11 protein-coding genes and 2 pseudogenes are annotated in these 14,038 nt (G+C 36.7%); 12 read left to right on the forward strand and 1 reads right to left on the reverse strand.

Annotated elements, in window-relative coordinates:
• Positions 1-469: 469 nt before the first annotated feature.
• From sipA to AN486_RS10660, 9 genes are all read left to right on the forward strand, one after another.
• Positions 470-712, forward strand: a complete 243-nt coding sequence (gene sipA, locus AN486_RS10620) for a regulatory protein SipA (RefSeq protein WP_039204971.1) — start codon at positions 470-472, stop codon at positions 710-712.
• Between the two features lie 52 nt (positions 713-764).
• Positions 765-1,322: a peroxiredoxin gene (locus AN486_RS10625; protein ID WP_290600545.1), complete on the forward strand. Its 558-nt coding sequence runs from the start codon at positions 765-767 to the stop codon at positions 1,320-1,322.
• A gap of 78 nt (positions 1,323-1,400) precedes the next feature.
• A complete protein-coding gene (locus AN486_RS10630; RefSeq protein WP_053540052.1) occupies positions 1,401-2,270 on the forward strand; it encodes a polyphosphate kinase 2 family protein in 870 nt (289 codons plus the stop codon).
• Positions 2,271-2,470: 200 nt separating this feature from the next.
• The gene (locus AN486_RS10635; protein WP_290600548.1) at positions 2,471-3,064 is read left to right on the forward strand and encodes a chemotaxis protein CheB; all 594 of its coding nucleotides are present in this window, start codon (positions 2,471-2,473) and stop codon (positions 3,062-3,064) included.
• Between the two features lie 218 nt (positions 3,065-3,282).
• On the forward strand, positions 3,283-5,181 hold the full coding sequence (locus tag AN486_RS10640; RefSeq protein WP_290600550.1) for a CheR family methyltransferase: 1,899 nt from the start codon (positions 3,283-3,285) through the stop codon (positions 5,179-5,181).
• Positions 5,182-5,260: 79 nt separating this feature from the next.
• On the forward strand, positions 5,261-6,646 hold the full coding sequence (locus tag AN486_RS10645; protein WP_290600552.1) for a cobyrinate a,c-diamide synthase: 1,386 nt from the start codon (positions 5,261-5,263) through the stop codon (positions 6,644-6,646).
• Positions 6,647-6,821: 175 nt separating this feature from the next.
• Complete coding sequence (locus AN486_RS10650; protein ID WP_290600554.1) at positions 6,822-9,767, forward strand: UPF0182 family protein; 2,946 nt, start codon at positions 6,822-6,824, stop codon at positions 9,765-9,767.
• A 356-nt stretch (positions 9,768-10,123) separates the two neighbouring features.
• A complete protein-coding gene (locus AN486_RS10655; protein ID WP_053540047.1) occupies positions 10,124-10,444 on the forward strand; it encodes a muconolactone Delta-isomerase family protein in 321 nt (106 codons plus the stop codon).
• Positions 10,445-11,166: 722 nt separating this feature from the next.
• On the forward strand, positions 11,167-11,562 hold the full coding sequence (locus AN486_RS10660; protein WP_053540046.1) for a hypothetical protein: 396 nt from the start codon (positions 11,167-11,169) through the stop codon (positions 11,560-11,562).
• Between the two features lie 148 nt (positions 11,563-11,710).
• Here AN486_RS10660 and AN486_RS10665 read toward each other — a convergent pair.
• A pseudogene (locus tag AN486_RS10665) lies at positions 11,711-11,887 on the reverse strand (carotene isomerase); the annotation flags it as partial.
• A 363-nt stretch (positions 11,888-12,250) separates the two neighbouring features.
• Between AN486_RS10665 and AN486_RS10670 the strand changes: the two are divergent.
• The 3 genes and pseudogenes from AN486_RS10670 (at position 12,251) to AN486_RS10680 (ending at position 13,885) form a co-directional block, all read left to right on the forward strand.
• Positions 12,251-12,652: a hypothetical protein gene (locus tag AN486_RS10670; RefSeq protein WP_053540045.1), complete on the forward strand. Its 402-nt coding sequence runs from the start codon at positions 12,251-12,253 to the stop codon at positions 12,650-12,652.
• 285 nt (positions 12,653-12,937) lie between these two features.
• Positions 12,938-13,225 (forward strand): annotated as a pseudogene (locus AN486_RS10675) (transposase); the annotation flags it as partial.
• Between the two features lie 321 nt (positions 13,226-13,546).
• On the forward strand, positions 13,547-13,885 hold the full coding sequence (locus tag AN486_RS10680; protein ID WP_053540043.1) for a metalloregulator ArsR/SmtB family transcription factor: 339 nt from the start codon (positions 13,547-13,549) through the stop codon (positions 13,883-13,885).
• The last annotated feature ends 153 nt before the right edge of the window (positions 13,886-14,038 follow it).

Here is a 14,038-nt window from a genome sequence, read left to right on the forward strand (position 1 = left end):
TTAGGGACTTCCAATTAAAAAAATCCGCAAAAGTTTCTTGTGGTGCGGGCATCTTGCCCGCTAATTACCAAGGACAGACAGGATGCCCATCCCACAAAATTGGGTAATTTATTTTTTGGTGATCCCTTAGGCAAGGAATGAAAGCCAATGGAACGAAGTGAAATGAAGCAATTCCAAGGGTTGTGATTGCTTCCCTTCCCTCGCAATGACTGTAAGTAGGTTGGCGTTGAAAATTGTCGTTATGGCAAGGCAAGAGGCAAAAGGCAAAAGGCAAGAGGTAAGAGGGTTTGGGCGATTTTACGTTTCTTTACACAGTTTGGTTTTATTGTGTTCACCTACTTAAATATTTTTGTCCAATTACTTATCGGGGTAGGCACTGGGGCGCTACCCCTACACCTACATTAAATCTAAATCTTTTATATAATTAATTTTGCCTGCCTACTTATTCAAAACTACAAACCATTGCAAAATGTCTTCAGAATTCCCAATTGGTAGTAAAGTCCGTGTGGTATCATTGCCACCATACCTGAAAACGGCTGAACCAATGCCTATGTTACGTCCCCCTGAAGTAATTCATATTGGCGAGGAAGGTATAGTTCTTGACCATCGCCCTGGTGGTTATTGGGGTGTCCGCTTTACTAGAGGCGCTTTTCTCATAGATAGCCAACACATTGAAAGTATCGAAAACCTGTCCGAACCGCAATCAGATTGAAAGAGAACAACAAAAATGTAAACTTATTTAAGTTATTCTTTTGGTTGAGAAAATGGGTTCCCGTCGCACTTTTATTAGCATTTTATTTGCTTCTTGTTTGGCTGTTATTAGTTGGTTTAATCTTACCCCTCCTGCTCAAGCTTTAGGTGGTAAATTACCCACAATTAATCAACCTGCACCTGAGTTTACCTTACCCACTAATACAGGCAATGGTAAAGTTTCTCTAGCTGATTTTCGGGGTAAGTGGGTAGTTCTTTATTTCTACCCCAAAGATTTTACTTCTGGTTGTACTATTGAAGCCCGACGGTTTCAGCAAGATTTACCTAAATATATTCAGAAAAATACTGAGATTATTGGTATCAGTGCTGATGATGTTGATTCTCATGCAGAATTTTGTGACTCGGAGGGGTTAAAATTTCCTTTGTTAGCTGATATTAAGGGTGAAGTTAGTAAGGCTTATGGTTCTTGGATAGGTGTTGTCTCTATGCGCCATAGTTTTATTATTGATCCTCAAGGGATATTACGCGCAACTTTTGTGAAGGTTAATCCTAGTATTCACAGTATGGAAGTTTTGGAAATGTTGGCCAAGTTGCAATCTTCTATTTCTTAGCAAGACGGCGATTAGAAAGATGCCGGAGGCATCTTTCCAATCGCCAGGGATAATTCCATTGGAGGCTAATTTTTTGAGATGAATCATGATCCTTATATTGTTAAACCAGGTGATCAGATTTCTTTGATCAAGGACTATAATCCAGGTTATAGATGCGAGTTTCACCCAAAAACTGATGCGATTAAAAAATTAAAAACAGGTGTTTTACAACTAGCTAAATATCAAGATGTTCTCTATGCCCAAAATAGTTATTCTTTGTTAATTATTTTTCAAGCTATGGATGCTGCTGGTAAGGATAGCACCATTAAGCACGTGATGTCGGGGGTGAATCCCCAAGGGTGTCAGGTATTTAGTTTTAAATCTCCTAGTGAGGAAGAATTAGATCATGATTATTTATGGCGTTCGATGAAGTCTCTCCCGGAAAGGGGTAGAATTGGCATTTTTAATCGTTCATATTACGAGGAATTACTTATAGTTCGTGTCCATCCAGAAATTCTTAAAAAACAACAATTACCCAAGTTTCCTCAAGGTAATCAGATATGGAAACAGCGATTTGAGGAAATTAATAATTTTGAAAAATACTTGGTTAATAATGGGGTAATTGTGCTGAAGTTTTTTCTAAATGTCTCAAAATCGGTGCAAAGAAAGCGGTTTTTAGCACGGATTGATTCACCGGAAAAACATTGGAAATTTTCTGCTAGTGATATCCGAGAAAGGGCTTTTTGGGATGATTATATGGATGCTTATGAGCAAGTTTTTAACAATACAAGTACAGAATTTGCTCCCTGGTATATTGTTCCTGCTGATCGGAAATGGTTTACACGGTTGGTGGTAGCAGATATTATTTGCACAAAGTTACAGGAATTAAATTTGCAATATCCTGAAATTAGTGAGGAAAATAAAAAGCAATTACAGGAAGCTAAAAAAAATCTGGAAGCAGAAAATTAGCTTTGTCAGTGAAATGTGAACAAAAAGATCCCCGACTTCTTTAAGAAAAAAGATCCCCGACTTCTTTAAGAAGTCGGGGATCTAAGCATTTATATGTTTACAAATTAGCTATGATTGATCCATAGGTCTGTAGGTACAGGGAATGAGTTGAAAATTTAGATATCTTAGAGTTGGGAAAGAAGATAATTTTCAGGATAAATATGCTAAATCTTCCTAACTTTGATATTGTGGCTTTAGCGGCTTCTGCTGGTGGATTAACGGCATTAATTGAGGTGCTTTCAAATTTACCTGCAAATTTCCGAGCAGCAATTGTTGTGGTTCAACATTTAGATCCTCGTCATCCATCCCTGATGGCAGAAATTCTCAGTCGTCGGACTCCACTGAAAGTAGTCCAAGCAAAAGCAGGAGATGAACTCACTCCGGGGACTGTTTATATTGCTCCTCCGAATAACCACCTGTTGGTGAATAGTGATGGTACAGCTTCTTTGTCTCAGTCGGAAATGGTGCATTTTCTCCGTCCTTCGGCGGATTTGTTGTTTGAATCCGTGGCAGCAAGTTATAAAGAAAGAGCGATCGCTGTTGTCCTCACAGGAACTGGTAGTGATGGCGCAATGGGAGTGGAAGCAATCAAAAAAATGGGTGGGACGGTAATTGTCCAGGATGACAAAAGTGCTGAATTTCCGGGAATGCCATCTTCAGCAATTAAGACAGGGAATGTAGATTTCATCCTCCCTTTAACAGAAATTTCTTCCGCTTTGATAACTTTGGTTATGTCTCACGCTATTTCGTCATAATCTCCATGCTGTTTTACCATAAAATACCACCAATTTATGTTATTATTAAAGACTGACTATGTATGAACAATAGTTTTGCAAGTTCAATATTCTCGGTTCTTCGGTACTTGTTATGCTCAACCGATAAGTTGAGAAAAGGGAATAGGGAACAGGGGAAGTTTATAATTTGTAATTATCTATGATGTGTATCTATTTCTAGTAAAAACCTAATTGATTTTATGAATGCTCCACACAAGGATCTGGATTTTGAAAATCTCCTCCAATATTTGAGAATCAATCGAGGGTTTGATTTCACAGGTTATAAACGTTCGACTTTAATGCGTCGTGTTATTAAAGAGATGGAGACTTTAAATATAGATAGCTTTGTGAATTATCAAGATTATTTAGAAGTTCATCCAGATGAGTTTAAAAATTTATTTAATACCATTTTAATTAATGTGACTGCTTTTTTTAGAGATAGTTCAGCTTGGGAATATTTAGCCAAAGAAATTATCCCTGATATCATCAAAAATAAACAAAAAGATGAACAGCTTCGGTTCTGGAGTGCTGGTTGTGCGTCTGGACAAGAGGCTTATACTTTAGCAATGGTTCTAGCAGAAATATTGGGAGTAGAAGAGTTTCGTAAGCGGGTAAAAATCTACGCAACAGATGTAGACGAAGAAGCTCTCACCCAAGCTCGTCAAGCTAGTTATTCAGCCAAAAATATCATTGAAGTTCCATCAGAACTGCGCGATAAATATTTTGATTTACTAAATAAAAATTATGTTTTTCGCCAAGATTTGCGTCGTTGCGTGATTTTTGGTCGTCATGATTTACTTCAGGATGCACCAATTTCTCGTTTAGATTTATTGCTTTGTCGCAATACCTTAATGTATTTTAATTCAGAAATACAAGGAAAGATTATCAATCGGTTTCATTTTGCCATTAATGATCATGGCTATCTATTTTTAGGAAAAGCAGAGATGTTAGTCATGCACTCTAATTTATTTATACCTATACATTTAAAAGATCGTGTATTTGCGAAAGTATCTTTGGGAAACATCCGTAATCGTCAACTAGTTATGACAAATTTGCAAAATAAAGAATCCTCTAATAATGTTTATGCTGAAGAACTGCGAATTAGAGATTTGGCTTTTGATACAGCGTCTAGCGCCCAAGTTGTTATTGATAATCATGGTATATTAATTATGATTAATGAAGAAGCTCGACGTTTATTTAACCTGACAAATAAAGATTTAAATCGCCCCTTTCAGGATTTAGAATTATCCTATAGACCTGTAGAGTTACGCTCATTAATCGAGCAAGTATATAATGAACGCCATCCTATTATACTCACAAATGTTGAACGTTATCAGCCAAATTCAGAAGTTCAATATTTAGATGTGCGAATCATTCCTTTACAAGATAATGATCAAACCATTCTCGGTGTCACAATCTCTTTTAATGATGTCACCCGTTATCTGAAACTCCAAACAGCATTACAACGCTCTCGACAGGAATTAGAAACAACCAATGAAGAATTGCAATCTACTAATGAAGAACTAGAAACAACCAATGAAGAATTGCAATCTACTAATGAAGAACTAGAAACAACCAATGAAGAATTGCAATCAACAAATCAAGAAATGGAGACAATGAATGAAGAACTCCAATCTGCTAATGAAGAATTACAAACAATAAATAATGAATTAAGCGATCGCACCACTGAACTTGACAAAACTAATATTTTTCTGTCTTCCATTTTAAGCTCTCTGCAAATGGGAATGGTAGTCTTAGATAATAGTTTTAATATTTTAATTTGGAATCATACAGTTGAGGAAATGTGGGGTTTACGCACTGACGAAGTAATGAATAAATCCTGGTTTAGTTTGGATATCGGTTTACCTGTAGAACAACTGCGAAATTCCCTTCGTGATATTATATCTAGTAAGAAGAAATTACAGGAAATACTTCTGAATGCCACCAATCGTCGCGGTAAAAAAATCCAATGTTATGTTGCCTGTAGTCCTTTACTAAAAGAAACAGTAGAAGGTATTATCATTATGATGACAGATGTGGAAAAAATCAATAGTATGATTTCTCCAGTGGACATTGAAGAAAGACAACGGGAAGGATAATAGCAAGGAGTCAGGAGGTAGGGGCGCAGGGCCTGCGCCCAGTCTTTATTTTTAATTGTTAATTTTTAATTGCTAATCTATGTCTATAATTATTGCTGGAGAACGGAGTGGAGTCGGGAAAACAACAGTTACACTTACCCTATTAGCATCTTTACGTCGTCGTGGTGTAAAAGTGCAATCTTTTAAGGTGGGGCCCGATTATATTGATCCGATGTTTCATCAATATGTTACTGGTCTTCCTTGCCGAAATTTAGATGCTGTGCTAACTTCAGAAAGTTATGTGCAGCAATGTTTTCACCATCATTCTCCCCAGTCTGAATATACTTTAGTTGAAGGGGTAATGGGTTTGTTTGATGGTATTAGCCATTTGTCAAACACAAATGAAAAAACCGACTTTGCAAGTACAGCCCACGTTGCTAGATTATTAGATATACCAATAATATTAGTAATTGATTGTAGTCGTTTATCGGGTTCAGTAGCTGCGATCGCTCACGGTTATTGTTCTTTAGATAGTAGAATTAAAGTTGCTGGATTAGTCTTAAATCGAGTCGGAAGCGATCGGCATTTATCATTATTAAAAGCTGCCCTTTCACCTTTACAATTACCCATACTCGGTGTCTTACGACGACAAGATAATATTACCATTCCTGACCGTCATCTGGGTTTAATTCCCACCGCAGAACTAGCAGAATTAGATCAAATAATTAATAGTTTGGCAGATTTAGGTGATATTTACTTTGATTGGGATAAACTTCTCCCACTTTTAAAATCAGCATCTTCCCCAATTCCCAATTCTCAATTCTCAACTCCCAATTCTGCTGTAAGAATTGCTGTAGCGCGAGATCAAGCCTTTAATTTTTACTATCAAGATAACTTAGATCTACTAGAAGAATTAGGAGCAGAATTAGTATTTTGGAGTCCATTAAATGATGATCAATTACCCAAAGATATCCAAGGAATGTATTTTGGTGGAGGGTTTCCTGAAGTATTCGCACAACAATTATCTAAAAATACCAGCCTAATACAAGCAGTCAAAAACTCAATTTTAGGAGGAATACCCACAATTGCGGAATGTGGAGGATTGATGTATTTGTGTGAAAAAATTATTGATTTTGATGGTAACTCTTGGTCAATGGTAGGAATATTACCCACTTATGCACAAATGGATAAAAGATTAACATTAGGATATCGTCGCGCAGTAGTTTTAGAAAATACTTTTTTACTTGATAGCAATAAAAACATTTTTGGACATGAATTTCATCGTTCTCATGTAATCACTAATTCTCCCCAACCATTATTTAATACCTATCGCTATGATTGTGATGAAAATACAGGTTTTGAAGGTTGGAATTTACCCAATGTTCATGCTTCTTATATTCATCAACACTGGGGAGAAAGTAGAGAAATTCCTCAAAGATTTATCCAGGAATGTTTAAGAGGATGTTTGAAAAGTCGTATCCCGTAATTTTCATCACATTGTTACCCCCCTTTCTTATAAAGGGGGGAAACAATAAAAATCCAGTTCCCTCCCCTTAGTAAGGGGAGGGTTAGGGTGGGGTAAAAAATATTTGATACATCAACCATAACTTTTAAAACACCTTCTAAAATCCTAGTGACAAATGACATTAAATGGTTTAAAAATGAAAACTATTAGAGTTTTTATAGGATGTTTGAGTTTGTGGCTATTCTTATATATAGCTGCTTATTTGGGTGCGGAAATTTTTTGGTTTCAGGAAGTTGGTTATATAGAAGTATTTTTGCAAAGATTGTTAACTCAGGGGAGTTTATGGTTGTTTATTGTGAGTTTGAGCGCCATTTACTTATTAGGAAATCTGACTTTAGCTGAGAGGTTGAAATATCCCCCTTTTTCTCATTCTATTCCGGTACAGGAACTAAAAATTAGTCAAAGATTAACGAGTTTTCTTAGTCCTCAATATCCCAGAAATAATCAATCCCCTCAATGGCAAAATTATACCAGTAAAATTAAATTGCGATCGCTCTTACCTCTAATATTAGGGTTAATTTTTTTACTGTGCCTGATGCTAATACACTATGGAAACATTGCCCTCTCCTATTGGTTAGAGAAAGTTAATCAATCTAGTTTATCAGTACCACTATTATTTCGAGCCGAGATAATTTTACAGTTGGGAAGACAGATAATTTCTCAACCTTGGTCTTTAGGACTATTGGGGGGATTATCTATGGCTATATTAATTTATAGCAAATTGTGCTTCAGAGCGATCGCTATTATTTTTAGTCTTATCTTTGGCTGGATACTATCTCAACATTGGGCAAAAATTCTCTTATCTTTTCATCCTATTTCCTTTGATCATCCTGAACCATTATTTGGCAAGGATATCAGTTTTTATATTTTCCATCTCCCCATTTGGGAACTTTTAGGATTTTGGTTAATAGGATTATCCCTATATGCTTGTATTAGCGTCATTCTCACCTATTTATTATCAGCAAATAGTCTCAGTCAAGCCGTTTTTCCCGGATTTTCTTCTCCACAAATGCGCCATTTATCGGGATTAGTCGGCTGTTTAATGTTAGTCGTATCTTTAAATTATTGGCTCAGTCGTTATCAACTACTTTACTCGGTTCGTGGTGTCAGTTATGGAGCTAGTTATACTGATGTTAAAGCCCAATTACCAGCAGATACAATACTATATATTTTATCAGTAGCTATAGCCTCATACTTATTATGGTTAACCGTATTTTGGCAACAAAAATCTTCACATCATCGCCGGGTAAGTTATGCTTTAGGTATTTATATAACTTTGATATTCATAGGTAATTTTATTATACCTATGGCTGTACAAAGTTTTATTGTTGAGCCAAATGAATTACAAAAAGAACAACCTTATATAATGCGAAATATCGCCCTAACTCGTCAAGCATTTAATTTAGATGTCATTGACTCTCAAATATTTAACCCCACAGGAAAACTCACAGAAGCAGATATCAAAGCCAATGAATTGACAATTAGAAATATTCGGCTTTGGGATCAAGAACCATTATTAAAAACTAACCGTCAGTTACAACAAATTCGCCCTTATTATAAATTTCCCGATGCTGATATTGATAGATATTTAATTAAAAATAACGGTGATCAAGAAAAACAACAGGTACTAATTGCAGCGAGAGAATTAAATTATCCAGATGTTCCCCTCCAAGCACAAACATGGGTAAACCAAAATATGATTTATACTCATGGTTATGGCTTAACTATGAGTCCCGTCAATACTGTTGCTGCTGGTGGATTACCAGAATATTTTGTCAAAGATATTAGCCAAAATAATAGCGTCTTAAATACTTCTAGTCCTAATATTCGTGCCAGTATTCCCATCGGACAACCCCGAATTTATTATGGAGAAATTAGTAATACTCACGTCATGACTGGGACAAAAGTTAAAGAATTAGATTATCCCAGTGGCAGCGATAATGTTTATAATAGTTATGATGGATTAGGGGGTATTCATATCAACTCTCTATGGCGAAGATGGCTATTTTCCATATATTTAAAAGACTGGAAAATGATATTTACCAGAGATTTTTTACCAGAAACTAAAATATTATTACGGCGGAATATTAACCAACGAATTCGCACCATTGCCCCTTTTTTAAAATTTGATAGTGATCCTTATTTAGTTGTAGCAGATGCCCATATAGATGGTCAAAATCAACAATTTCCCGGTAAAGAAAATTATCTTTATTGGATAGTTGATGCTTACACCACAAGCGATCGCTATCCTTACTCAGATACAGGTAAAAATAGTATTAACTATATCCGTAACTCTGTTAAAGTCGTCATTGATGCTAACAACGGTACAGTAAGATTTTACATTGCTGATGCCTCCGATCCATTAATTACGGCTTGGTCAAAAATATTTCCCAAAATGTTTCAACCACTGAATAATTTACCAATCAATCTCCGCAATCATCTCCGCTATCCAGTAGATTATTTCAAAATTCAATCTGAACGCTTAATGATCTACCACATGACAGATACCCAGGTATTTTATAATCGGGAAGATCAATGGCAGATTCCCAATGAAATCTATGGTAACGAAAGCCGTAAAGTTGAACCCTACTATTTAATAACCAGTCTCCCCAACGTTTCCTTTGAAGAATTCATCCTCCTACTTCCCTACACACCCAAACAACGCACCAATTTAATCGCTTGGTTAGCAGCACGTTCCGACGGTGAAAATTATGGGAAATTAGTATTATATAACTTTCCCAAAGAACGTTTAATTTATGGACAAGAACAAATTGAAGCCAGAATAAATCAAGATCCAGTTATTTCTCAACAAATTTCCCTATGGAATCGTCAAGGTTCCAGAGTAATTCAAGGTAATCTGTTAATAGTTCCCATTGAGCAATCATTACTATATGTTGAACCAATTTATTTAGAAGCCACACAAAATAGTTTACCAACATTAGTGAGAGTAGTCGTAGCCTATGAAAATCGCATCATCATGGCACCCACCTTAGAACAAGCACTACAAGGAATCTTTCAACCAGAACTCGCACCACCAGCAACTATTATTCGTCCCCTAGAAGACGAAATACCCCCTGGTTAAATAGCTGATATTTCAACTCAGAATTATACTGATTTTAGTTTAAACTAATAAGTAATTGGACAAAAATATTTACAGTCATTCCGAGGGAAGGGAAGCAATCACAACCCTTGCGATTGCTTTATTTCACTTCGTTCCATATGGCTAACGCCACGCAACGCTTACGCAATGACATTGTGTAATTAATTCTGTCTCACTACTTAAAATAAAAACTTCCAGGAAAATGTAACTAAGTAGGTGAACACAATAAAACCAAACTGTGTAAAGAAACGTAAAATCGCCCAAACCCTCTTCACTCTTGCCTCTTGCCTCTTGCCTTTTGCCTTGCCATAACGACAATTTTCAACGCCAACCTACTTATGCTATATCATTTAGATTTTCATGTTGAATACCCCGATAACATAAATCAACAAGAACTATTTGCCTTATGGAGTGAAGAAGCAGATGTCGCCCTCCAAGCCAAACAAGCCGGAATAGTGGTTGATTTATGGAAATGTGTTGGTACTCGTCGTGTAATTGTCATTGTTGATGTTCCCACTCCAGACACATTAGACCAAATTCTTCTAGACTTGCCTATCATGAAAAAAAACGGACAAAAAGTGCAAATAGAAGTAACACCTTTAAGAAAATATGAAGACTTCGCTGCTGATATCAAAGCTAGATTAAATAACCAGGAATAGCTACAACACCGATTTAATAATCCGTAAAATGGCAATTCTCTCTAGGGGCAATGCCCCCGTGCTTGCCCCAAAACCACAGGGGGATTGCCTCTACAATTAAATTAATGTATCGGTGTTCTAGAAATTCAAAAATTTAAAAAACTATTAGAGTAAGCCGCAAAATAAATGATCCTGTTTTGTCATGCTGAGTGTAGCGTTCGCGGAGCGTGGCGTTAGCCATAGCGAAACGAAGCATCTCAAGAGATTCTTCACTACACTTCCTTTCGTAATGCCTATGGCAGCACGAACAGAATGACATTGGGCATTTCTTTTTGTGGAGTTCTCTTACCAACTGTATTTTTAATATCCACGTACTACTTCAGGTATATATTCACATAATAAAAAACAAAACTATTGACAGAGATAACTAATCTTTACTTTTGATAAACCTATAATCAGAAGCCATATACAGCTTTACTCAAACAAAGCATAGACTTAAATTAAAAGTTTCAAAATCAAACATCAGTCACAATTAAAACAGACTTTATATTGAGGAGCTTGCCACTTGGTTCTGTCACATTTTTTAATTACAGCACTTTCTGATGTTATCAGGTACAGTTTTCTATCGCAAAACCCGTAGGGGCGCAGGGCCTGCGCCCTCCATTATGTCCTTCGCTCTTCATTGTATTCCATGAAAACGAAAATTGTTGTAAGAACCATTATAGATAATTAAGGAAAATAAGATGTATATAGAGCAGGTATTGGGAAATACATTCATGACCGACAATACCAACTTGTCCATTGCTCAAGGTGCAGTTCAACAAGAAAAAGTCCAAGTGCAATATCACAACATCCAAATACCAGATTTAGCACTATCGTTAGCTCCTCTGGGATTTATTTTTGTTTGGGCTATTTTTCTCCTGCTTTTTCATAAAATCCGCACCAATGCAGATGATAAGGTCTGCATAAAAAACAAAATTCTACAAAAAGTCCCCTGTAAAAAATGTCAATTTTTTGCCAATAACCATTATTTAAAATGTGCCGTCAAGCCTGATACTGTTCTTACAGAAGAAGCCATAGACTGTTCTGAATACGTGCCTAAAAAGGTCAGCTTCCCCCCTAAAAACTTATTTCACTAAATATCAGATCCCCGACTTCTTACAGCAAATTGTCATCAAACCCGGAACAAGAACCCCACCCCCAACCCCCTCCCCGCAAGCGATGAGGGGGCTAAGATGTACTTTATATGATTGGAAATCGTTGTGAAGAAGTCGGGGATCTATTTCCGATTGCTCCATAAATGCCATCTATCCATCCTAAAAAGCGTCTGTGAGTACGTGGAGTCCCAATTTCCAAATAATCTAACCCAGTATCTAAACCAGGAAAAATTGCCGCTAATCTGTCAATAATTTGCCATGCTGCTATTTCTTTTTTAGCCGCATACTCCCTTTCTGAAAGTCCTTCAGTCGGTTAAGGAAATGTAGGTTGGGTTGTTCGCTTTAGCGTTGCGGAGCAATCGGAACGAACCCCAACAAAATCCTTAATAATGTTGGGTTATGGCTATACTCAAAACGGCTTGATTGTTTGATTCTAAACGTAGGGGTAAAGCAAGAGCTTCATTGGTGTCAACTTAACGTAAAACCCTTAATAAATAAGGAGGAGAACAAGAGCGATGGCGCGGAATGAACTGCTATAGGCGATTCCTAGGTCGCGCTTTGCGATCGCTCTTGTTCAAGAGGGTGATGTGCCTAGCTCACCGAAGGAATCGCATTTGAACCAAAAAAGAGGATAATAAAATTATGAAAAACACTCACAGGGTCAAAAATTATGACTCAAACAAGAAAAAGAAAAAATGGGAATCCAGATTTGCGTCGTCAGCAACAAACTCCATCGCCATCATTACCACAAATTGAAGAAGAATTAACAAAATATCTACAACCAAGTCTATTTACACAATTAAAATATTTACCAGGAAACAATGATAAACCGATGAGAGATAGATTGCTAAACTTACCAGTAATGGTAGCACTAAGTAGGTTGGCGTTGAAAATTGTCGTTATGGCAGGGCAAGAGGCAAAAGGCAAGAGTAAAGAGGTTTTGGGCGATTTTACGTTTCTTTACACAGTTTGGTTTTATTGTGTTCACCTACTTAATTCTCAGTTTAGTTTATCGACAAATAGCGGGATTATCAGAAGCAGTAAGAGTATTAAAAGAAGAAGGATTAAGTAGGTTGGCGTTGAAAATTGTCGTTATGGCAGGGCAAGAGGCAAGAGGCAAAAGGCAAGAGTAAAGAGGTTTTGGGCGATTTTACGTTTCTTTACACAGTTTGGTTTTATTGTGTTCACCTACTTATTATGGGTATAACCAATAGAAGTTAGCAAACAAGCATTATCAAAAAGATTAAAAATAAGCGAAGATAATTCATCAAAATTAGGTGGGAAAATCATGATAATTGTCGAAGCTTTTACCCAAAATCCCGTCAAATTATGGTATTAACAAAATCCCAAAAGTCATGACCAAAACCGGGGAAAAGATTTGTTAGATAAACTGCCAGAAAGAGGCTTGATAATAGTGGATCTAGGATTTTTCAGCTTTAATTGGTTTGACAAATTAACCGAGAGTAAAAAGTACTTTATTACCAGAATAAAAGAAAAAACAAATTATAAAGTTAAACAAGTATTATCTCAATGCACTTATTATAAAGATGAAATTATCATCATGGGTAAATATCGTTCAAATCCATGTAAATATCCAGTGCGATTAGTATCAGTTTTAATTTGGGAGGCTGTACCGTTAAGTTGACACCAATGATCACCGCTAAACCCCTACCCGCTTAAATCAAATAATTAAGCCGTGTTGAGTATAATTGACGGGTAAATAAATTTTTCCTCTTCCTTCTTCCTTCGCTCTCTTTGCGTCCTTCGTGGTTCATTTCTTCTTTATGTTCTTCCCTCCCCTGCCCTGCCTCTCTTCTCCCCCTGCTTGCCTTCACCCGTCATTTTCGGGTTGACAGACTACTAGGGTTTGCTGAATAAGTTGTCTGTGAGGGCTAGAAGTATGGCTAACGCCACGCTATCAGCAAACCCTATCTAGAAAATCAAATATCATGAGGATGGATACCTAATGCTCTTAAATAAACCACTAACTTTTCCTATTGCCACTCACAATTTAATAGTATCGGGTTTTCATGCCCTATCAGATCCCATTAGAATCAGTGTTATAGAACTTCTGCGTCAGCGTGAACTATGTGTATGTGATTTATGTGATGCTTTAGAAATAAATCAATCAAAACTTTCTTTTCATCTCAAAACCCTCAAAGAAGCAAGTCTAGTAAATTCCCGTCAAGAGGGACGCTGGATTTATTACAGCTTGAATATTTCCCAATTTCAGATTTTAGAAACATATCTGGGGGAATTTCGCGTCAATTCTGGACTTTTATCCCCTCGTTCCTGTGGTGAATAGTTGATTTTTATTTCTCGTTCCCATACTCTGTATAGGAATGAATTACAGAAGGCTCTGCCTTCAACATTGGTGTCAACTTAACGCAAAACCCATAGCCCGACTGGGAATGAATTCCCAGTCTCATAGCAAAACTTGTCTTTTGATGACTAAATA

This window comes from Anabaena sp. AL93, from assembly GCF_001672085.1.
Taxonomy (GTDB): Bacteria; Cyanobacteriota; Cyanobacteriia; order Cyanobacteriales; family Nostocaceae; genus Dolichospermum; species Dolichospermum heterosporum.

What these genes read in the sequence shown, in the direction of transcription:
- AN486_RS10640 (WP_290600550.1), top strand. Translation starts at nt 3,283, where the DNA reads ATGAATGCTCCACACAAGGATCTGGATTTTGAAAATCTCCTCCAATAT.
- AN486_RS10670 (WP_053540045.1), top strand. Translation starts at nt 12,251, where the DNA reads ATGACTCAAACAAGAAAAAGAAAAAATGGGAATCCAGATTTGCGTCGT.
- AN486_RS10650 (WP_290600554.1), top strand. Translation starts at nt 6,822, where the DNA reads ATGAAAACTATTAGAGTTTTTATAGGATGTTTGAGTTTGTGGCTATTC.
- AN486_RS10660 (WP_053540046.1), top strand. Translation starts at nt 11,167, where the DNA reads ATGTATATAGAGCAGGTATTGGGAAATACATTCATGACCGACAATACC.
- AN486_RS10655 (WP_053540047.1), top strand. Translation starts at nt 10,124, where the DNA reads ATGCTATATCATTTAGATTTTCATGTTGAATACCCCGATAACATAAAT.
- AN486_RS10630 (WP_053540052.1), top strand. Translation starts at nt 1,401, where the DNA reads ATGAATCATGATCCTTATATTGTTAAACCAGGTGATCAGATTTCTTTG.
- AN486_RS10635 (WP_290600548.1), top strand. Translation starts at nt 2,471, where the DNA reads ATGCTAAATCTTCCTAACTTTGATATTGTGGCTTTAGCGGCTTCTGCT.
- AN486_RS10645 (WP_290600552.1), top strand. Translation starts at nt 5,261, where the DNA reads ATGTCTATAATTATTGCTGGAGAACGGAGTGGAGTCGGGAAAACAACA.
- AN486_RS10680 (WP_053540043.1), top strand. Translation starts at nt 13,547, where the DNA reads ATGCTCTTAAATAAACCACTAACTTTTCCTATTGCCACTCACAATTTA.
- AN486_RS10625 (WP_290600545.1), top strand. Translation starts at nt 765, where the DNA reads ATGGGTTCCCGTCGCACTTTTATTAGCATTTTATTTGCTTCTTGTTTG.
- sipA (WP_039204971.1), top strand. Translation starts at nt 470, where the DNA reads ATGTCTTCAGAATTCCCAATTGGTAGTAAAGTCCGTGTGGTATCATTG.